Here is a 22,436-nt window from a genome sequence, read left to right on the forward strand (position 1 = left end):
TTCTATAATTCTAAGCAATAAATTGAATACTACTTTCAATCGCCGATAAATTTTCACGATAAATGGTTAGCTCTTGACGATTCATTTTCCCTTTTTCAAATTCTTTCTGAATGTAATCTCGTTCTAATTGTATCGCGTAATCTAACCACTCATCCAGTGTATCTTCACTCATATCAATGACTGTTTGATCTCTATCCTCGTATCGCGTCAAATAAAAATCGATTAGTTCAGGTGGAAATTCAGTTGTATCTAATTGATTAAGCATTCTTATCACATAATTTCGATTACTTTCTTTTAATTTAATTTTTAACTCTTTTTTTCTATCAAAACTAGTTAAGCGAGTTCCTAAGAATTTCAAATGTGTTCCTATAATATTTTTGTAAAACGAATTTTTACTATACTCAGGTTTATGAGTTAATCGAAATAGGCGTCTATCTAATACTTCTAACCGTCTAAAAACCATTTGTAAACTGACTTCACCAGACTCAACTAATTCTAATGTATCTTTTAATTGCCAAACTAAAACCAATTCCATCAACTCTTTATTTTTTTCACTAAACTCATCATGATTCACTAATGATACAATTCTCTCGTTGTACAGTTGAATCACTTTACGAATCGCTGAAGTATTTTGTTCGGTTTGTTTACGTTTGAGCTGTTCAGTAACGCGACGTAATATTTGAACTTCTATTTCTGTATTGGTTTCAATAGATTCTTCTTTTTTATCTGCTAATAATGGCATAGCAAAATTGGCTAGAAGCAGTGTCACAATAATGACTCCTGCTGCTATACTAATCAATAGTTCACGCTCAATAAATATGTCACCCGTGCTTAATACTGTTGGTAAACTAAGGGCACTGACTAACGTAATTGTCCCACGAACACCTGAGACTGTATAAAGTAATGATTTTTTTATATCGTGTTTTCCTTTAAATCCATCAAAGTTATTACAAACAAGAACACATAAAAAACGAATCCCTAATAATACAGTTGTAACGATTAAAACATAACCTAAAATGGTCCAGTTGTTAATTTGATTGGTTTTCCAAACATAATGAGCTAAATCGGGAAGTTGTGTCCCTAATAACACGAAAACCAAGCCATTTAAGCTAAAACTATAAATAGACCACGTACTTTTTGACAAAATATTAAGTTGAGCCACTTCAGGATTTATTTTTTTGTAATTCCATGAGTAAATTAGCCCCGCACTTACGACCGCTAAAATACCATTCACACCAAGTGTCTCTGCCATTAAAAAAACTATAAATGGTAAAAGCAGTTCAAATAAAATGTATGATACATTATTTTCAATACCAAGTGATTTCATCCAGCGTATAAACCATAAACCTAATAACCCTGATACCACACCAATCAAAACACCACCTAGAGAAATCAAAACGAAACTCACTTCAGCATCAACTAATGAAAATACACCTGTTAAAAGTGCAGCTGAGGCAAATTGAAATGACACAAGACCAGACGCATCATTAATCAAAGACTCCCCTTCTAGTGTATGCAACATTCTATGTGGAATTTTTACTTTTTCTGCTAAAGCACCAACTGCTACCGCGTCTGTAGGGGCTAATGCTGCTGATAAAGCAAAACATGCTGCCCATGGAGCTAGTGGAACAAGTAAGTGGATCACATATCCTAAAATACCTACCGTAATAAATACCAACAAAATAGATAAAGTCAATACTGCTTTTTTTTCTTTCCATAAAGCTTTTTTGTCAACCATCTGACCTTCATTAAATAATAAAGGGGCTAAAAAAACTAACATAAATAATTCTGATTCAAGTTCAAACGAATGAACAAATGATAGTAGAGCTATTCCAAATCCTAACACAACCTGTATTAGGGGGATCGCAATATTAGGGAAAAATCGACTCATGATATTCGAAATCAATACCATTGATAACATCACTAAAATACCCTCGAATAATTGCATATAACACCTCGCTAATTCTATTCAATTTTAAACATAGTTTTATAGTATGTTTATTATTTGAATATGTCAATTATCTGAAAAAAATTTTAAATATTTAAGGTAATTTTTAATAAAATCATCCATTTTTATATCGTGCCTTATTAGGATATTTTTTAAATAAACAGTCCTTTTTATAGATATAAAATGCCTATATCAGGTTAATTAAGTTGATATCCTTTAATTTGTTACTAACTACCAATAGTTTTTATAAACACTAAAAAAACAGCAACAACAATCTGCCGATTCCATTTTTCATAGATACTAAAACAATACAATGTCTGAAACATACAAAAAGACCTCCTCACCTTTTAAGGTTAAAAGGCAAGAAAGTCTAGTGACTCAACAAGTGAGGTATCCATTCCAAATATAAAGATCGGTGGAACGTTTTACTTATTGTCTGTATTTATATAAATTTACTGTTTAAACCCTGTCAAATCCTTGCTATATCAGTCTTATCTTATTCCCAAAGAAATTCTAGCATATCTGCTCATACGATCAGTCGTCCACGCCGGATACCAAACTAGTTTCACTTCTAATTTTTTAATTTCATCTATATCACTTAACGCTTCGTGAATTTGTTCCGTAATAACATCCGCCAGTGGACACCCCATAGTAGTTAAAGTCATTTTAATCTCACAATAACCGTCTTCTTCCAAATTTACTTCATAAAGTAATCCTAAATTAACAATATCTATCCCAAGCTCTGGGTCAATAACTGTCTCAAGAGCAGCAATAATATCTTCTTGTATCGCACTTAATTCTTTATCTGTCCATTTTGACTCACTCATCTTCGTCTTACCCCCTAAATATAAACTCACTTTTATATTAACCGAGAAACGAATGTTTGTAAATGACTTAGATTAATGCCTTTATTAAAATTTTCTAAATCGTTCATAACGTTGATCTTGTAGCTCTGAAGTGGAACATGTTTTATAATAATCAAGTTGCTTTAAGATTTTTTGCTTCAATTGTCCTATTAGTTGAGACTTCGACAACTCACCGATGTCATCTGTTTCTCTTATTATTTTATCAATCACTCCTAATTTCTTTAAATCAGGAGCAGTTAATTTCATTATTTCAGCAGCTTCTGAAGCGCGACTGCTATCTTTCCAAAGGATTGACGCAAATCCTTCAGGTGATAAAATCGAATAAATGCTATTTTCCAACATCCATACATCATTTGCTACAGCTAATGCTAATGCACCTCCACTACCTCCTTCGCCTGTTAAAATTGACAGGATAGGCACTTTTAGTTGACTCATTTCATATAAATTTTTGGCAATAGCTTCTCCTTCACCTCTTTCTTCTGCTTCAATTCCACAAAAAGCTCCAGGTGTATTGACTAATGTAATAATAGGACGCTTAAATTTTTCTGCTTGTTTCATTAATCTAAGTGCTTTTCGATACCCTTCAGGTGTTGGTGAGCCAAATTTTGTTTGGACATTTTCCTCTAATGTTTGACCTTTTTGGATTCCGATAACTGTCACAGGTATTTTTTCAATGAGTCCTATACCACCTATAATCGCTTTATCATCGCCATAGTATCGATCTCCGTGACATTCGATAAATCCATCAACTAATCCACCAATTAACTCTCTTGTCGTTATTCTCTGGTTGTCTCGTGCTAATTGAACAATGTCATTAGCTGTTTTTTTAGTCACACACTTCACCACCTTGATGCAAATGTAATAGTTGCGATAAAACAGATTTTATATGTTGTCGTTTCACAATTTTATCGACAAAACCATGTTCTAATAAAAATTCAGCTCGTTGGAAATCATCTGGTAACGTCTGACGAATGGTTTGCTCAATGACACGTCGTCCGGCAAAGCCAATCAATGCTTGCGGCTCTGCTAAAATAATATCTCCTTGCATAGCAAAACTTGCTGTCACACCACCTGTTGTGGGATCTGTGAGAACTGTCATATAAAGTAATCCTTCTTCACTATGCCGTTTGACAGCACCAGATATTTTAGCCATCTGCATGAGAGAAATGATTCCTTCTTGCATGCGTGCACCACCAGACGCTGTAAAGATGATAACGGGTTGTTTATCTTTTGTTGCTTTTTCAAATAAGCGAGTGATTTTTTCTCCAACAATATGGCTCATGCTCCCCATTATAAATCGACTATCCATGACACCAATCATCACTTTTTGTTGATTAATTTGTCCTATTCCTGTCACAACAGCTTCATCTAATCCGGTTTTTTCTTTCGCTTGCTTTAGCTTTTCTTCATAACCAGGAAAGTCAATCTGATTTTTAAAAGGTAAATTTGTATCCATCTCTTCAAATGTTCCCTCATCTAAAATCATATTTAATCGACTATAAACATCTAATCTAAAGCAATAGCCACAATGATGACATGTTCGTTCTTGACCTAATTCTTTTTGATGAAGTGCTTTGGCGCAACTTGGGCATTTTTCCCATATACCATCAGGGACATGAGGTTTGTCACTCGATTTAGTTTCTTTTTTTACAGGAGTGATTCGTATATAATCTCTTTTTTTAAATAATCCCATACTTATCCTCCTTTTGCATGTTACTCACTAGACCAATTTGGCAAAAAAGTCGTTTGTAAAAATGAGGTATCATACTCGCCTTTTACAACAGACGGATGGGTCAATAAATCAATTTGAAACAGCTGATTTGTTGTCACACCTTCTACCACCAATTCTAATAAAGCTCGATTCATTTTGAGTATGGCTTCCTCACGAGTCTTTCCATGTACAATAATTTTCGCAATCATAGAGTCGTAAAATGGTGGAATTGTATAACCTTGATACATCGCACTGTCCACTCTTAAACCTAAACATCCAGAAGGTAAAAATAACGTTGAAACAGTACCAGGCGATGGCGCAAAATTAAATGCTGGATTTTCCGCATTTAGGCGACACTCAATGGCATGACCTGTCAACTGAATATCTTTCTGTTTTAGTAGTAAAGGTTGATTCGCTGCAATTTTTAATTGCCATTTAACAATATCTACTCCTGTAATCATTTCTGTCACAGGGTGTTCTACTTGAATTCGTGTGTTCATTTCCATAAAATAAAACTCATTGTATTCGTCTACTAAAAATTCAATCGTTCCAGCATTTTGATAGTTCACAGCTTTCGCCGCTTTTATCGCTGTTTCACCAATTGCTTGTCTCAATTGATCTGTTAAGGAATGGGCAGGGGCTTCTTCTAAGACTTTTTGATTATTTCTTTGAAGCGAACAATCTCGCTCTCCTAAATGAATCACATGTCCGAAATGATCACCCAATATTTGAACCTCAATGTGTTTTGCTGGATAAATAATTTTTTCAATATACATGTCGCCATTACCAAAAGCTGCTAGGGCTTCTTTTTGGGCAGATGAAAAATGAGTCGCTAACTCCTCTTCACTCATCACTTTACGAATCCCTTTTCCACCACCGCCTGCTGCGGCTTTTAGCATCAGAGGGTAACCAATTTTTTTGGCGATTTTTTTTGCTTCCTCTATTGAGTCTATCACACCATTACTACCGGGTATGACAGGGACTTGTGCTTCAATCATCAGTCTTCTTGCGTTCACTTTATTTCCCATCTCATCAATTGTCTTCGCCTTTGGACCGATAAAAGTAATTTGACATTCTTCGCACATCTCTGCAAATAGGCTATTCTCTGCCAAAAAACCAAATCCAGGATGAATGGCTTGAGCACCTGTTATAACGGCAGCACTTAAAATATTATGCATATTAAGATAAGAATCTGTTGCTTTAGCTGGACCAATGCAAATGGCTTCATCAGCCAACGCCACATGAAGAGCCTCTTTATCCGCTTCAGAATAAATAGCAACTGTTTTTATTTCAAGTTCTTGACAAGCACGAATAATACGAACGGCAATTTCTCCACGGTTTGCTATTAGTACTTTTTCAAACATGGTTTAAGCTCCTATAATAAAGGTCATCAATGCTTGACACACCACTTTATCTTCCACTTTTGCCGTTGCTTTTCCTATGCCAATGTTCCCTTTTTGCTTAATGATTTCCATTTCCATGATTAATACATCACCTGGTACAACTTTTTGACGGAATTTTACTTTGTCTATTCCTCCTAAATACCCAGTTTTCCCTTGAAATTCTTCACTTTTTAATAAAGGAATGGATCCAGTTTGTGCTAGTGCTTCTAAAATCAATACGCCAGGCATTACTGGCTCACCAGGAAAATGTCCAGGGAAAAAATGTTCATTGTAGGTCACATTTTTTACTGCTTTGACGTATTTTCCAGGTTCTAGTTCTAATACTCTATCAACCATCATGATTGGGTAACGATTTGGAATAATTTCCATAATTTCTTGTACATTTAATTGCATGTGTTCTTCCTCCTAAGAAATTCTAAATAATGGTTGACCAAATTCAACAATTTGCTCATTCTCCACAAATATTTCTGATATAGTTCCTGATGTATCACTCACGACATCATTCATAATCTTCATGGCTTCAATAATACATAGCGTGTCGCCAACAGATACACTGTCTCCGACTGATACAAAAGATGGTTTTCCAGGTTCACTTGACGTGTAAATGACTCCAACAATTGGCGAGGTGATAATTTTTCCATCTAATGGTTCACTTACTTTATCAATTTGGGGTTCGTTAGCTGAGACTGATTTTGTTTCTTCCATGATATGGCTGACGTCTGCTTTTGATACTTTGGGTAATGTTTGAGGTTCGTTAGGATGATTGATTTCATTTTTACTCAAATAGAGAGATAATCCTTCTATAGTGACATTCATTTCACGAATGCCACTCTGTTCAAATTGACTCACTAATTCTTTAACCGATCCAATACTCACGTTACTCACCTCGCCATTTTTTCATCGCGATAACAGCATTATGCCCACCAAAACCTAGTGAGTTACTTAATGTGTAATTAACAGGTATGTTTCGTTTTTCGTTTGGTACATAGTCTAAATCACACGCTTCATCTGCTTCTTGTAATCCAATAGTTGGTGGGATAGTGTCACTCATTAACGCACCTAAGCAAGCTAACGCTTCAACCGCTCCAGCTGCACCTAATAAATGTCCCACCATACTTTTTGTACTTGATACAGGTGTGGTATAAGCAGATTCTTTCATAGCATATTTTATCGCCATGGTTTCTGCTCCGTCATTTGTTGGTGTACTTGTTCCATGAGCGTTGATGTAACTCACGTCTTCTGGTGTAATACCTGCCTCTTCCATAGCTAACATCATGCATTTCCCAGCTCCAGACCCATCACTACTTGGACTGGTGATATGATTGGCATCACAATTTGATCCATACCCAACTATTTCACCGTATATTTTAGCGCCTCGTTTTTTCGCATGGTCTAATTCTTCCAATACTAAAACAGCACTGCCTTCTCCCATGACAAATCCATTTCTTTCTTTATCAAATGGAATTGATGCTCTTTCTGGGTTATCTGAGTTTGATAAAGCAGTCAATGCCGCAAAACCAGAGATACCTATCTCACAAATGGTTGCCTCTGCTCCTCCAGCTAAAATAACATCAGAATAACCATGTTTGATATTTCTAAATGCCTCACCAATCGCATTTGTTGAAGAAGCACACGCTGTGACGATTGACGTACAAATACCCTTTGCTCCCACTTTTATGGCAATATTTCCTGCTGCCATATTGCTAATTGCCATCGGAACAAATAATGGTGCCACTCGCTTTGGTCCTTTTGTATGCATTCGAATGACTTGATCTTCGATCGTTTTCATCCCACCAATTCCTGAGCTGACGATGACACCAAATCGATCTGCATTAATCTTATCAACATCAATCTTACTATCAGCAACTGCTTGCTTAGCTGCTGAAATACCATAAACAGAAAACATATCCATTCTCTTTGTTTCTTTTTTTTCCATATAAAGAGTTGGATCAAACTCTTTTACTTCGGCTGCAACATGAATACCTGTTTCTGAAGCATCAAATTTCGTAATAGGCGCTATCCCATTTTTTCCGGCTTGACAATTTGTCAAAAATTCTTGTGCGGTGTTTCCAATCGGTGTCACAGCACCAATTCCTGTCACGACTACTCGTTTCATGAGATTCCTCCTAACCATTCATTACCATACCGCCATCAACATTAATCACTTGACCAGTGATGTATGATTGGCTTGCTAAAAATAGAGCGGTGTCTGCAATATCATCTGTTTTACCTAATCTTTTTAATGGAATATGAGATAACGTTGTTTCTTTTATTTTGTCAGACAAGCTATCTGTCATATCTGTTTCGATAAAACCTGGAGCAATGGCATTACACGTGATACCACGAGCTGACAATTCTTTGGCTGTTGATTTTGTTAACCCAATAATGCCTGCTTTACTCGCTGCATAATTTGCTTGTCCAGCGTTACCTATTTCCCCAATGACACTCGACATATTAATAATGGTTCCGAAACGTTGCTTTAACATTAATTTTGACACATGATGAATCGTATTGAATGTTCCTTTTAAGTTAACAGAAATCACTTCATCAAACATCTCTTCTGTCATTCTCATTAATAAAGTGTCTCTTGTTATTCCGGCATTATTAATTAAAACATCCACACGTCCAAACCGACTATGTGCCTCATCAATTAATTTTTTAGCCTCGTCAAATTCTTGTACATCTCCAATCACAACATGTGTTTCCACTTGATAAGATTCGATTTTTCCAATCAGCTCTTGAGGTATTTCTTTTCTTGCATTTAATACAATATTGGCACCTTCTTTTGCAAAACGAATCGCTAGTTGCCTTCCGATCCCTCGTGAACTTCCTGTAATCACAACTGTTTTTCCTTTAAACATCTAGTACCCCCATTTCATCAACTTTTTACCTAGTTGATTCAGTGTTTTTATATTTTCAACATTTTGTACGTTTATCGTACTCTCACTTGCTCGAATAAAATGACTAAGTGTTTTACCTGGTCCTAACTCGATTAAGTTTTCAACTGATTCTTGTTTAAATGTATGAGCGGTTTCTTCCCAATAAACAGGTGTCATCATTTGTTGTTTCAAGTTTTCTTTGATATCAATTGTATTAGATAATACCTTTCCTGTGACATTTGTGATTAAAGGAATACTAGAAGCGGAAAAATTGATCCGTTGCAACGTTTCAAAAAATATCTCTGCTGCCTGTGCCATTAATGGAGTGTGAAACGGACCACTCACATTAAGACGAACAACCTTTTTAGCGCCAGATTCACTTAATTGCTTTTCTGCCTCTGTTACAGCTAACGTATCTCCTGCAATCACAATCTGTTGTGGCATATTATAATTCACAGGTAACACTATGTGGTTTAATTGCGTAATCGACTGACAAATCGTTTCAACTGTTTCTCTATCTAATCCAATCACTGCACTCATGGCTCCTTGACCTTCTTTTACAGCTGATGCCATCAAATCACCTCGTTTGAAAACTAACGCCACCGCATCAGAAAAAGAAAGTGAATGATTTTCTACCAAAGCACTATACTCACCTAAACTAAGACCTGCTACCATAGAAGCTACTATGCCAAATTCTTGTTTAACAACAGCTGACGTGGCACAACTCATCGTTAAAATGGCTGGTTGTGTATATTTTGTCATATGTAGCTGATTGTTTTCTTCAAACAATAACTGAGCCATATCAAAGGATAAGACATCACTAGCACACTCAACATGCTCCTTAAATATCGGAAATTCATCATATAATTCTTTTCCCATACCAATATATTGACTACCTTGACCGCTAAACATAAATCCGATTGTCATAAATTACTCCTTATCTAGTATCCATTCAGTGTAACGATTTTTCAAAACATCCTGTGTTTCAGCTATAAGTTCTTGAATAATTTCCTCACACGTTTGATCATCCGTTTTGATCATACCAGCAATTTGTCCTGCCATCATAGAACTATTTTTTATATCCCCATCAATGACTGCTCGTTTTAAAGCTCCCTTACCTAGATCTTCCAATCGATCAAAATCAGGTTGTTCTTTACCACCTTCAACACGTTCTGCTTTTTCAAATGTTTGAGTCAATTTATTTCGAAGGCCTCTAACTGGATGACCAGTTAGCATTCCTGTCACAACGGTATCTATATCTTTTGCTTTAACTACTTTTGTTTTAAAATTATTATGAGCAATAGATTCTTTTGATACTAAAAATCTAGTTCCAAGTTGAACAGCTTGTGCGCCAAGCATTAATGCTGCTGCAACACCTCGTCCATCCCCAATTCCCCCTGCAGCGATAACAGGGATACTAACTGCATCAGCTACTTGCGGAACGAGCGTCATGGTAGTAGATTTTCCGATATGTCCGCCACCTTCCATTCCTTCAACCACAACCGCATCTGCGCCTTCTTTTTCCATGCGTTTGGCTTGTGCCACTGACGCAACAACTGGTATCACGATAATGCCTGCTTCTTTAAAACGTTTCATGTATTTACCTGGTGAACCTGCACCTGTTGTAATCACTTTTACTCGCTCTTCAATCACTAAGTCAACGATGTCTTCAACAAATGGGGACATTAACATGATATTGACCCCAAATGTTTTATCAGTTAGCGTTCTTGCCGCTTGAATTTTTTCTTGAATCACCTCTTTTGGTGCATGACCTGATGCAATCAGTCCTAAACCTCCTGCATTTGACACTGCACTGGCTAATGTTTCTTCCGCCACCCAAGCCATTGCACCTTGAATGACGGGATATTCTATATTTAAAAGTTGACAAATTGTCGATTGTTTCATCGATTCACCTCATTTTTGGTTTTAAAAAAATAGCTATCGGTCAATAACAACCAATGCTATTTATATCTTATTTATTTGCAGCAATTTGTTTGTCAACGAAATTAACTAAATCTTGAACTGTTGTTAATCCTTCATCTGTTTCAATCTTGACATCATATTCTTCAAATGCGTCTTCAATATCATTTAGAATTTGGAATAAATCTAAACTATCTGCATCTAATTCTTCTCTAAAGTTTGTTGTTAATTGTACTTCTTCTTCCTCTTTCCCTAATTGATCCACAATGATTTCCTGAATTTTCTCAAATGTTGTCATAGTTGTTTCCTCCAATAAATTTATAATTTAATTAATAGACTACCCCAAGTAAGACCTGCACCATATCCTGTTAATAGGCACAATGAGTTACCAGATAGTGTCACTATTTTTTTATTCACCACATCATCCAATAAAATAGGGATAGATGCAGCTGACGTGTTACCAAATTGTGCCACGTTAGTTAAAAATTTTTCCTTCTTGATTCCCGTTTTTTTCGAAAGAGCTAAAAGAATACGATAATTGGCTTGATGAGCTAATACAAAATCAATTTCGTTAGATGTCGTATTGTTAGTTTCTAAAATCTGCACCATATTTTTCGAGACATCCCTTAATGCAAAATCAAAAATTTGTTTCCCATTCATTGTCAAATAAGGCTGTCCAGTTACATCACTAAAACGATTTTGTCTTATATGACTATGGCCATATAAAGCACTTGATCTCCTACCGTCTGCTTGGATCAATTCTCCTATAAAACTAGGTGTATCAGAAGTTTTTTCTATTAAAACACCACCTGATCCATCGCCAAACAATACAGCTGTTTGCCTATCTGACCAATCAACTAGCCGACTCATCACATCTGTCCCTATCACAAGAGCACGTTGTATATGTTCTCCTGACAAATAGTTCTTTACCACTGATAAGGCATAAATAAATCCAGAGCAAGCAGCATTAATATCAAAACAAATCGATCGGTGAGCCCCAATACTCTCTTGTACTAAACACGCAACAGACGGTGTTGACATATCAGCTGACATTGTCGCAACGATAATTAAATCAATTGAGTTAGCATCAATATCTTTTACTAATTGTTTTGCTACCTCAATACTTAATGAAGTTGTCGTTTCTTCTACAGCAATACGTCTCTCTTTAATTCCTGTTCGTTGCTCAATCCACTCATCGCTAGTATCTAAAAATATTTCTAGCTCTTTATTCGTGACGTTCTTTTTCGGTAATGCTTTCGCTGTTTTAGTTATCTTAGGATATAGCATCACTTACTCCCTACTTACTTAATAATATTTTTTTAAAAAATGATGCAAGCTACTAAGGCCTTTAACCAATGCTTTTTTTTCTTCCTCAGACATATCCTCTAGCACTGCTTCAACCATTTTTTTATGGAAATGCTGATGGACGCGATAAAATAATCGACCTCTATTTGTTAATTTTAATCGAACAATACGGCGATCACTTTCACTTCTCACACGATCAACATAACCTTTTTTCACCAAATTATTGATTGCAACAGTCAATGTTCCGACGGTTATTGACAATTCTTTTGCTACTTCACCTGTTGTTTTGTTTCCACCCATACCAATGGCTTCTATGGTATGCATTTCTTTAATTGATAAATCAGAAAAATCACTCTTTTTTAGTTCAGTTTCTTCAATGGTTAAAATGTCATTAAATACTTTAACTAATTGTGAATTGACAATCGTAATTTTCTCATCCATATACTTGCCTCTTCCTTTAATTGTTTGATAATCAAAGTATATGGGTAAAAAAAAGAAAAAGCAATGTGAAATAGTTTGATAATCAAATGATTTGATAATCAAAGTATATGGAATGGTTTTATAAAATGCAAGCTTTTTTTTATAAAATTTTTATTTTGGCATTTAATCATTACGTTAAACATTGATATAATAAGGTTTTTAAATATAAAAAAAAGAGAGGTTTATAACCCCTCCACTCTTGATGCTCTAATTTTCTTTTGATCATCTTCGCTCCAAAATTGGCCAACAACTGTTTGAGTTGGAATAATATTAATAAAGGCTTTATCATCTGCATTATAGACGGCCTGTTCTAAATCATATAATTCATAGCGAGTCACAACCATCATAATAACTGAAACATCTTTACGTGAAAATACTCCAGTTCCTGGTAACAAAGTCATCCCACGTACAATTGATTGTTGAACAGAAAAAATAACTTCTTCCGTTCTATTTGTCATAATAAAAGCGGTCACTTTTTGATGACTTGTGTGTATTTTATCTACCACTTGAGTTGTACAAAAAATTGAAATAATAGTATATAACGCTGATTCCCAACTGAATAAGAAACCAGCAGCTGCAATGATAAATAGATTGATAATAAACATCAGTGATCCCACTGTTCTACCGGTTGTCTTTGATAAAACTAAAGAGACAATATCCATCCCACCAGTACTAAATCCATATTTCATCGTAAGTCCAACAGCTAACCCAGACAATACCCCACCAATGATTGCATTCATTAAGGGATTATCTGTCACTTGTACAACAGGAATAACGATGGTCATCACAGATACTGACAAGACAGTTAATAAACTTAGAATGGTAGCCGAACGACCTAATTTTATCCAACCTAAAATAGCAATCGGGATATTTAATATAAAAATCCAAATCCCTGTCCCAATATTTATATTAAATGCCTTAGCTAAAACACCAGAAATTAATTGCGATATCCCGTTTACCCCGACTGAAAAAACATCAGCGGGAATCAAAAACATATTTAAGCCAACAGCTATGGCTAAACCAGCAATAATAATAATTAGCCCTTGCTTAATTGCTTCATTTTTACGATATGCCTCGGTGATATTTCCCAAATCAACTGCCTCCCTTTATTCATCATAAATTAGTCAATCATAAATCCTTGTTTTTCAATATCTGATTTTATTCTCAATCGTTTTTCAGGTTTTCGATTCATCCCTTGTGTAATTTGATGAGTAAATGAGTCAATTCTCTTATTAGCATCTCGCAAATCATAATAATCAGTTACGATATTATCGTATTTTTTTAATTTACCAATATAGTTATCAAACGTTTGATAATTTTCTTCAAAAAACATCATTTCTTTTGGTAAACGTGGTTTCAATTGTGGCTCTTGATCTTTATAACCTATAGCTAACCCCAGAACGGCAAAGGTTAATTCTGGTAATTCCAATAATTCTTTTACTGCCTCATTATCATTTAAAATACTTCCTAAAAAAACAGTACCAAGATCTAAACTTTCAGCAGCTAAATTTACATTTTGCGCAGCTAAAACAGCATCGGTCATTGCAACCATATAACGATCCATATTATGTAGAACAGAGGTCTCTTGATTATTTTCTGTCGCAATTTGTTTATTTCGATATTGATCAGCCACAAAAATAAACACATGACTTGCTTCAGCCACATAAGGTTGATTGCAAATGTTAGCCAACTTTTGTTTCTTTTCTTTTGATGTTAAACACACTATACTATACGACTGCATAAAATTACTTGTTGCGGTATGTCTGGCAACATCAACCAATGTATCAACAATATCTTGTGATAATGTTTTATCCTTAAATTTTCTAATACTCTTATGATTTAATTGTAAATGAATTACTTCATTCATCATTAAAACTCCCTTTCTAGAAAAATTTCATATAACTAATCGTAGTATAACATTGGTTGGTTTAAAAATCATGATGAACAAGTTAGAATTCATAAAATAAAAGCAAGAGATAGTTGGTCCCTTGCTTTTATTAATCATTCATTTATTTAAGATGCTTTATTTTTAAAAACATAAGCAGCTGAAGCCACTGCCGTTAGAATCAGACCAATACTAACAAAATTAAATACTTTTTCACCTGTTTTTGGTAAACTATTTGTTGTTGTTGGTTTATTTTTAGTCGCATTATTAGCAGTTGCTTTAGCTAAATTCTTTATAGCTTTTGTAAGAGCTTCTTCAACTTCTTTTACAGTATCTACCGTTACATCTATCTCTTTTGATTGGGCATCTGTTAATACCTTATTTGCCTCTGTTAGAGCGCTAGTTAATACGTGCCAAGTATTAACTGTATAATCCACTTCTTTTAAACGATCTGTTTCTTTTACTAAAGCTTTTAATGTTTTTATTGATACCAATGCTTCTTTTTGTTTTACTAAGGCACTATTGATTTCTTTTGCTTTTGATTCGTCTTTATCTGTTAATACTTTTTCTGCTTTGACTAACTCTTCACTAAAAGCTATCCAACTCTTTACTGTATAATCAGATTCCGATAATTTTTTACTCTCAGTTATCGTTTTCTCAAGTTCTTCTAAAGGTGTCGCTATAATATCTTCACTAGTTTCACTTGGTATAATACGTGAATAAGGGATTGCTTTTTCATAATCCATAATAGCATATTTTGCAGAACGAATTGGGAGTATTTTTTCACTCTTATCTACACTAATGTCACTTAAAAAATCAGTAAACACTTGATCTAATGATGGTCCTTCTTCACGAGAGCCACCTAACATAGTATAACCATCGCCACCTGCTGCTAAGAAATCATTAGTGGCTAATTTATACGTTTTAGATTCATCTAAACGTTCAAATTCTCCCGTTGCTTTATTTCTAATTTTAATTGACCAAACACGTTGTCCCGCTTGATTATCTTCAGGTTTATTACCTGCTCCTTGTTTCGTTGAATCATAATGAATTTTTACAGAGTCTGATACTTGTAAGAATCCACCATTGCGTCCTAAGATAGGCTGTTTTGTTGTTTCATCTATCATAACCTGACCTGTTGATTTATCTTTTTGAACCTCAGAACGTAGGGAATACTCAAACATCTCTTTGATTTCTTTACCTGTCACATCAATTTGAGAAATAGTATTGCCAAAAGGTAGAACTGCTAAAATATCCCCTTTTGTCACTTTTCCTTTATTAATGTTGGTGCGAATTCCTCCACCATTAATTACAGCCAAGTCTGTTTGTCCATTTTTAAATCCAGTTTGTCCATAATCATATAGTGAGTCAGCAATAATATTTCCTAAGTTTGTTTCTCTTGTCCGAACATTATCCCCTTGACCTTCAAATTGAACGGGATTATTTTCTAGAACAACTTGATTCATTTCGCCATCAAATTTTTGTTTTGTCTCATCAATTATTTTCTTTATCGTTTCATCTTCTTTAATGTCTTTAAACTCTGATGCCGGTATTAATTTTGCTTTAAAAGTTGGATTTTCATCTTTATAACTGATATTAATTAACCCAACATTATTTAAATAATTTCCAGTTTGTGCTAGTAATACATTCCCATAGGTTTGACCAGTAGGAAGAGCTGTATGAGAATGGCCATCTAATACCACTATTTTTTCTTTAGGATATGCCTCAGATAAATTTTTTGCTAATGTATCACCACGCCACTCTGCCGGAGTTGTTTGATCTATTCCAAGATGACTCAAAAAGACAAATACATCTGCCTTACCTTTCAATTGCTCCATCATTTTTTTAGCTACAGGAATCGGTTCAGAAAATGTCACATTTTTAACATTATCCGGATGTGTTTTAAACGCTGTCTCTGGTGTTGATAATCCTATCACTGCAAATTTTTTCCCGTCTTTTTCAATTATCTTATAGGGCTCAAATGACTCTTTACCATTTTTTTCAACATTAGCAGATACCATAGGCAAAATCTGTTTATATGCCATAGCTTGATCATAACCAAAATCGAATTCATGATTTCCAACTGCAACAGCATCATAAGGAATATGGCTCATAGCACGTGCCATGTCCATCCCTTTACCAAAATTTGAAATAGCTAATCCTTGCATAGCATCCCCACTATCAAGCATTAATGTTGGATTTTTGCTATCTTTAAATGTTTTGAGCTTAGCTAAACCAATCACTTTTCCATCTTCATATTGCATACGTCCATGCATATCATTAGTATGCATAATACTAAAATTAAAATCTGTTGATTTATTTTTCTTCTCTTGGCTACTTTCTGAATTGGTTACTGACTCATCAGTAGACAATTCGCTATCATCTGTTTGATCTTCTTCTTTTGTAGATGTACTTGTTTCTTTTTGATTACTTTCTTGTATTTCTACATTTTCTGTTGTAGTTGTCGTCGTTTCTTGTGTTTCTTCAGCAAACACTGGTATTGCTGGAGAAAGAATACCAAAAACTAACATAAAGCATAACAAACTAATAAATTTTACCGAAACCTTTCCTTTTTCCAATGCCATCTCCTCCATTATAATCAATTCATTTTTACACACTTTATTATAACAAAATTCACAAAATAAGCTATGTTTAATCCAACTATTGAGTTAGTAGTTCATTAATTAATAAATGGACAAATTAAATAATGTTCCATCAAACAAGACAAACAACAAATACATATTCGTTTATAAAACCTAGATAACGCTAATTATAATAATAATTAAATTGATACCTATCAAATAAAAAACAGATAGCCAATTCTATCTGTTTTTTATCTTGTCTATTTAATTAAATTTCAGTCATATAATGTCTAAGCTCTTCTTTATTGAGTTTAGCATTTAATGCAACTAATAGACGCAATCGTGCTTTAGGACCAGTAATACCTCTAACAAACATCACGCCCATATTTTTTAATTCCACTCCTCCACCAACATAACTATATATATCTTCTGCTATGCCATTGGCACATCTTGAAACTAGAGCTATAGGAATATTCTTTTGTAAAACTTTTTCCAAACTCGGCAGTACAGCTGGAGGTAAATTTCCAGCACCAAGAGCTTCTATCACAATCCCATCGATGCTTTGTTCTGTTAATAGATCAAATAATGTTCCATCCATACCAGCATAAGCCTTAATAATAGGAATAGTTCCTTCCACTGTTGTAATTGGATAAACTTCTTCTTCGATAACATCCTTTAAAAAAATAGGTTTGTTTTTGGATAAAATACCGATTGGACCAAAAGTTGGAGCACGAAAGGTATCAACACTTGTTGTATGGGTTTTTGTGACAAATCGTGCCTCATGTATTTCATCATTCATCACAACCAACACACCTTTATCACGAGCTGATTCATGGGCAGCTGTAATAATTGCCTGCCTAAAGTTATACAAGCCATCTGATCCTATTTCATTACTACTTCTCATTGCTCCTGTTAATACCATTGCTAAATTATTTTTCAATGTCAATTCCAAAAAATAGGCTGTTTCTTCTAACGTATCGGTTCCATGAGTTATCACAACACCCACAAAATTTTCTGATTGGGCTTTTACGATACGCTCTTTTAATAATAACATCTCTTTAGGGGTAATATGTGGTGAGGGTAGATTGAATACCTCTTCAACAACTAATTCTATGTCTTTTGGTAATGGTAAAAATTTATCACCTAGTGGATGTTTATTGGATAAGCTAACCCCTACACCATCTTCTTGTGTCATGGAAATCGTTCCGCCTGTGTGTAAAACGAGTACTCTTTTCATTTCTTTCACCTCATCATTTTATAAAACCATTATAGACTTATCTTTATCATAAAACGCTAAAGGGGAATAAATTCTCATGTTTAATTCATGAATTTCTCAATCTTATCATGGTTTAGTCGAATCACTAATAGTACTATTAGATAAAATACCACAAAACATAGGAAAGGAAATTTTAAATCTGTTGTATGAAATAGTCCATTTAATAGACTCATCATAACCGGAGATAACAAAACACCTAAATTACAACCAATAAAAATAACCGATGTCGACTGATTAATATCCACGCCTTTAGCAATTTGTTCGATATGGTTAAAAATATAAGGTAAAATCCACGCCACCGGAACGCTTGAAATAAATAATCCGATAAGTAGTAAGCTAAATGAATAATCAGATAAATAGACGAATAAATTAAATAAAATATTAATACCTAACGCAACATAGATGACTTTAAAATGAAATAATCGAATAACTCTTTCAAAAAGAAATCCCGCAATAATCCCTAATGCCGGCATAATAGATAGAAATAAACTAGTGTTAATCGTCTCACCTTTTAACTCAATTGCTAATGATGGAAATCTGACAGCTACAGCAATTGAATTCATCACCAAACTTGAAGCAAAAATAGCTGTCAAAACAAGTGGCTTGCTTAATGAAAAAGGAGCTTTTTTTCTATCTGTTTGTATCACAACTTCTGGAACATAACGGTAGAAAAATAACGCGATTGGCAAACTTAAAAAATAGATGAGATAAGCATTAGTCCAATTTGGGGTAATAAGTAATCCTGCAACAAGTGTTAAAACCATTTGGCCAAGCCCTTCGATCGCGTTTCTAATCCCCAACAATTCAGAACGCTCTCTTCCACTATATAATCCATTTATAAAACTGACAGATAACGCATTATACATACCAAATCCTGCACCTAATAACAACCTACCAATAAATATCATCAGATAACTATTTGAGGTAAACTTTGGTAATACTCCGCCTAGACAAACCAGTAGCAATCCAATCACCACTGTTTTTTTCATTCCTATTTTTTTAGAGATACTGGAAGATAATAATATAAAGATTATCACTGTAATACTCGGAATGGTACTAAGTAACTCTGCTTTAACTTGCGTTAATTCAAGCGATTTTTTTATAAATGGTAACGTCCCATTTATCGATACCCCACTTGTCAAAATAAATGAAATCGATAAAATGGCCATGGCAGTAAAAGAATTCATTTCAACCTTTTTTTTCATCATACACTCTCCTTAGCTATCAACTCCACTATAATACCATTATTCTAATACTTCAGATAGGGATATTTAAATTCTTCCTATTCCTTATAAAATTATTATTTTTTGTTAAATCATCTTTTTTTAGCCTTATTTTTTGTTATACTAGTCTAGTATATATAAAAATGTATTCGTAATAAAGGGGATTTCTCCATGAGAAAAAAATTACAATTTATAGATTTTAAAATTTTGATTCCATATATTGTACTAAATATTATTGGTATCATCATGATTTTTAGTGCTAGCTCTTATAAACTCAACCAGCAAGGAAAAAGTATTTTTTCTATTGCAACCAAGCAAGGGATTTTCTTTGTGATTTCGCTAATTTTAATTGCTGTTATTTATAAAACAAAATTAAAAGTTTATCAAACAGATCTTTTTCAAAAAATTATGCTTGGTCTTACATATATTTTACTCGTTGCCACCAGTGTCTTGGGTCTTGGAAAGACAATAAGTGGGGCACAAAGGTGGATTTCTATTGGTAGTTTTAGTTTTCAACCATCAGAATTTGTTATGATTTCAACTATTCTCTATTGTGCCTTTATTTTTTCAAAACGACAGGAAACCATCAATCAAGATTTTTTCAAATCTGTTATGGTCCCGACTGCCATCGTTGGTGGGATGATTTTATTAGTGTTAATTCAACCAAATGTTGGCGGTGCAGCCATTATTTTCTTCTTATTTTCTGTATTAATTCTCTCAAGTGGGATTCCCGCGGGGTATACCTTTCTAAGTTTTGGCGGGCTTGTCGTGTTTATTGGACTAGTTTGGCAAATTGTTATGTTCAATGGGGGGATGCTAATACCTGAGCGTTTTTCCCATGTATATAAACGCTTTTCTGTAATGAGTAATCCGTTCGAGGATAAGTTAAACAATGGTTTCCAATTAGTAAACTCATATTTTGCGATTTACAATGGTGGGTGGTTTGGTAAAGGGTTAGGAAAAAGTATTCAGAAAAAAGGGTTCTTACCAGTTGCTGAAACGGACTTTATTTTTTCTATCACCATGGAAGAACTCGGATTAATCGCCAGTATTATTATTTTAATGATTCTTTTCTATCTAATTCTAAGAATTTTATCCATTGGGATTCGTTCAACTAATGCCTTTAACTCTTTGGCTTGTATTGGAATTAGCACAGCAATTTTACTTCAATCATTTGTTAATCTAGGTGGGATTTTAAGTATTATGCCAATGACTGGTGTGCCATTTCCTTTCATGAGTTACGGAGGATCTAACTTAATGACATTATCCATATTAGTTGGTATTGCTCTTAATATTAGCGCCGATGAAAAACGTCATCAACTATATGAAGGACACGCTTTAGAAATACAACCTTACAAACAAATAAACATGACTAATGAGGTTTAATTCCCTCTTAGTCATGTTTATTTAATGATTATAATACATTGGCAAAACGAATTGCTGATGGTATTCGAATAATTCTGCCACATCAAGGAGTAGTTTATCGTTTCCTTTAGCAGCCATAAATTGAACGCCAATTGGTAACCCATTTTCTGCTACATAGATTGGTAAATTAATCGCAGGTTGACCTGTTAAATTAGCTAACTGCGTGTAGGGTGTCATGTGCAAGCTTTTTTCAAACATCGCATACACTAATTCTGCTAATTCATTTTTAGTCAATTCATGTGCCATCCTCATTGATTGTCGAATTTGATTACTTTGTAAATCTTCTATTATTTTAGGAGCTGTTGTTGTAGCAGATGGTGATAAAAACAAATCATATTCCTCAAATAATTCTTCCATAACTTGTGTAGCTTTATCCCATGCGTAAAAACTTTGAACATAATCTGAGGCAGATAATGTTTCGCCATACTGATATAACGTCCATGTCATTTGTTCCATATCTTCAATAGATAATTCTCGTTGCAAATGTGTTTTGAATGAAGTCATCATGGCAGATGTTTCTCCGCCATTCATTGTATAATAACTTCGAATTAACTCATCTCCATTAACCGGATAGGGAATTTCAACCACATCATGTCCTTCACTCACTAAAAATTTAATAGCTTTCTCAACTGATTGTTTGGCTGCATGTGAGACCTTATTGCCAACTGGTGAGTCATTGCAAACAGCTATTTTTAGTGTTTTTTTCTGTTTATAAAAATTTTGTGGGACTAAAAATGGTGAAATTTGTTGTGTCGGTTTTAATATCTCTAGCATCGCTCTTGCATCTCTGACTGAAACGCCCAACACAAAATTAACAGAAGCACCTTGCCAAGCACGCCACTCATCAGGCCCTGTCACTATATTCCCCCGACTTGGTTTTAGTCCTAATAATCCAGAAAAACTCGCTGGAATTCTAATAGAACCACCACCATCACTTGCGCCTGCTAATGGGATAACACCTGAAGCTATGGCTGAAGCAGCACCACCACTACTACCCCCTGCATGATAATCTTTATTCCAAGCATTTTTTGTTACGCCATAGATTAAAGGATCTGTCACATTTTTAAATCCAAATTCTGGTGCATTGGTTTTACCAAATGGAATGAATCCAGCTTCTTCTATCTGTTTCACGTAATTATCCGTTGATGACGATTGATTACCAGTCATTAACTTAGCTCCAGCAGTATTAAGCCATCCTTTTTTTTGTTGACCAATATTTTTTAATGGAAAAGGTACCCCATAAAATGGGCTTTCTTGATTAGACGTTTTTAAAGACTGTAATAGTTGATGATAGCTTTCTTCATCGAATCCAACGAAACAATTTAATTCACTATGTTTGATAACTTTACTATATGTTTCATTTAATAATTCTTCTACTGATATGTGTTTTTGTTTAATTTCATTTGCCCAAAAGGTCGCATCTTTCATCCGATAAAACTCCTTTTATTTAATAAGATACATAAAGTCTAACTATCTTGTGGCGTTTTTACTATAAAATAAGGTTAAATTATGTTAATTAAACGATTTAATCAA

The 22,436-nt window shown here is 34.4% G+C and carries 21 protein-coding genes; 1 reads left to right on the forward strand and 20 read right to left on the reverse strand.

Annotated features, from left to right (window positions below; genetic code table 11):
- Positions 1-10: 10 nt before the first annotated feature.
- From MN581_RS02175 to MN581_RS02265, 19 genes are all read right to left on the reverse strand, one after another.
- Positions 11-1,948, reverse strand: coding sequence for a sodium:proton antiporter (locus MN581_RS02175; RefSeq protein ID WP_117972892.1), 1,938 nt, complete (start codon positions 1,946-1,948; stop codon positions 11-13).
- Positions 1,949-2,439: 491 nt separating this feature from the next.
- Positions 2,440-2,775, reverse strand: coding sequence for a metal-sulfur cluster assembly factor (locus MN581_RS02180; RefSeq protein WP_241699088.1), 336 nt, complete (start codon positions 2,773-2,775; stop codon positions 2,440-2,442).
- Between the two features lie 84 nt (positions 2,776-2,859).
- Entirely contained in the window at positions 2,860-3,648 is a 789-nt protein-coding gene (accA, locus tag MN581_RS02185; protein WP_117972908.1) for an acetyl-CoA carboxylase carboxyl transferase subunit alpha, read from the reverse strand.
- Positions 3,641-4,507 carry an acetyl-CoA carboxylase, carboxyltransferase subunit beta gene (gene accD / locus MN581_RS02190; RefSeq protein WP_117972909.1) on the reverse strand — a complete coding sequence of 289 codons (867 nt, stop codon included), beginning with the start codon at positions 4,505-4,507 and terminating at the stop codon, positions 3,641-3,643. The genes accA and accD overlap by 8 nt, the downstream gene beginning before the upstream one ends.
- Before the next feature lie 20 nt (positions 4,508-4,527).
- Complete coding sequence (locus tag MN581_RS02195; protein WP_117972910.1) at positions 4,528-5,889, reverse strand: acetyl-CoA carboxylase biotin carboxylase subunit; 1,362 nt, start codon at positions 5,887-5,889, stop codon at positions 4,528-4,530.
- A gap of 3 nt (positions 5,890-5,892) precedes the next feature.
- Complete coding sequence (gene fabZ / locus MN581_RS02200; RefSeq protein WP_117972911.1) at positions 5,893-6,321, reverse strand: 3-hydroxyacyl-ACP dehydratase FabZ; 429 nt, start codon at positions 6,319-6,321, stop codon at positions 5,893-5,895.
- 12 nt (positions 6,322-6,333) lie between these two features.
- Positions 6,334-6,804, reverse strand: a complete 471-nt coding sequence (accB, locus tag MN581_RS02205) for an acetyl-CoA carboxylase biotin carboxyl carrier protein (protein WP_241699089.1) — start codon at positions 6,802-6,804, stop codon at positions 6,334-6,336.
- Position 6,805: 1 nt separating this feature from the next.
- Positions 6,806-8,044, reverse strand: a complete 1,239-nt coding sequence (fabF, locus tag MN581_RS02210) for a beta-ketoacyl-ACP synthase II (RefSeq protein ID WP_241699090.1) — start codon at positions 8,042-8,044, stop codon at positions 6,806-6,808.
- A 10-nt stretch (positions 8,045-8,054) separates the two neighbouring features.
- On the reverse strand, positions 8,055-8,789 hold the full coding sequence (gene fabG / locus MN581_RS02215) for a 3-oxoacyl-[acyl-carrier-protein] reductase (RefSeq protein WP_241699091.1): 735 nt from the start codon (positions 8,787-8,789) through the stop codon (positions 8,055-8,057).
- Positions 8,790-9,734 (reverse strand): ACP S-malonyltransferase, encoded by a 945-nt coding sequence (fabD, locus tag MN581_RS02220; RefSeq protein ID WP_241699092.1) that lies wholly within the window; start codon positions 9,732-9,734, stop codon positions 8,790-8,792.
- Positions 9,735-9,737: 3 nt separating this feature from the next.
- Complete coding sequence (fabK, locus tag MN581_RS02225) at positions 9,738-10,712, reverse strand: enoyl-[acyl-carrier-protein] reductase FabK (RefSeq protein WP_241699093.1); 975 nt, start codon at positions 10,710-10,712, stop codon at positions 9,738-9,740.
- 67 nt (positions 10,713-10,779) lie between these two features.
- Positions 10,780-11,025: an acyl carrier protein gene (locus tag MN581_RS02230; protein ID WP_117972917.1), complete on the reverse strand. Its 246-nt coding sequence runs from the start codon at positions 11,023-11,025 to the stop codon at positions 10,780-10,782.
- A gap of 20 nt (positions 11,026-11,045) precedes the next feature.
- The gene (locus MN581_RS02235; RefSeq protein WP_241699094.1) at positions 11,046-12,014 is read right to left on the reverse strand and encodes a beta-ketoacyl-ACP synthase III; all 969 of its coding nucleotides are present in this window, start codon (positions 12,012-12,014) and stop codon (positions 11,046-11,048) included.
- Positions 12,015-12,032: 18 nt separating this feature from the next.
- Positions 12,033-12,473, reverse strand: a complete 441-nt coding sequence (locus tag MN581_RS02240; RefSeq protein ID WP_117972919.1) for a MarR family transcriptional regulator — start codon at positions 12,471-12,473, stop codon at positions 12,033-12,035.
- A gap of 221 nt (positions 12,474-12,694) precedes the next feature.
- Positions 12,695-13,603 (reverse strand): YitT family protein, encoded by a 909-nt coding sequence (locus tag MN581_RS02245; RefSeq protein ID WP_233519174.1) that lies wholly within the window; start codon positions 13,601-13,603, stop codon positions 12,695-12,697.
- 29 nt (positions 13,604-13,632) lie between these two features.
- Positions 13,633-14,379 carry an NADPH-dependent oxidoreductase gene (locus MN581_RS02250; RefSeq protein WP_241699095.1) on the reverse strand — a complete coding sequence of 249 codons (747 nt, stop codon included), beginning with the start codon at positions 14,377-14,379 and terminating at the stop codon, positions 13,633-13,635.
- Between the two features lie 146 nt (positions 14,380-14,525).
- Positions 14,526-16,976, reverse strand: a complete 2,451-nt coding sequence (locus MN581_RS02255; protein ID WP_241699096.1) for a 5'-nucleotidase C-terminal domain-containing protein — start codon at positions 16,974-16,976, stop codon at positions 14,526-14,528.
- Positions 16,977-17,247: 271 nt separating this feature from the next.
- Positions 17,248-18,216 carry an asparaginase gene (locus MN581_RS02260; protein ID WP_241699097.1) on the reverse strand — a complete coding sequence of 323 codons (969 nt, stop codon included), beginning with the start codon at positions 18,214-18,216 and terminating at the stop codon, positions 17,248-17,250.
- 80 nt (positions 18,217-18,296) lie between these two features.
- Complete coding sequence (locus MN581_RS02265; protein WP_241699098.1) at positions 18,297-19,460, reverse strand: MFS transporter; 1,164 nt, start codon at positions 19,458-19,460, stop codon at positions 18,297-18,299.
- A 189-nt stretch (positions 19,461-19,649) separates the two neighbouring features.
- Between MN581_RS02265 and MN581_RS02270 the strand changes: the two genes are divergently transcribed.
- Positions 19,650-20,864: an FtsW/RodA/SpoVE family cell cycle protein gene (locus tag MN581_RS02270; protein ID WP_117972924.1), complete on the forward strand. Its 1,215-nt coding sequence runs from the start codon at positions 19,650-19,652 to the stop codon at positions 20,862-20,864.
- Positions 20,865-20,885: 21 nt separating this feature from the next.
- Here MN581_RS02270 and MN581_RS02275 read toward each other — a convergent pair whose 3' ends face one another.
- Entirely contained in the window at positions 20,886-22,331 is a 1,446-nt protein-coding gene (locus tag MN581_RS02275) for an amidase family protein (protein ID WP_241699099.1), read from the reverse strand.
- Between the last annotated feature and the right edge of the window lie 105 nt (positions 22,332-22,436).

Origin of the sequence: Vagococcus sp. CY53-2 (genome assembly GCF_022604695.1) — a bacterium.
Lineage (GTDB): Bacteria > Bacillota > Bacilli > Lactobacillales > Vagococcaceae > Vagococcus.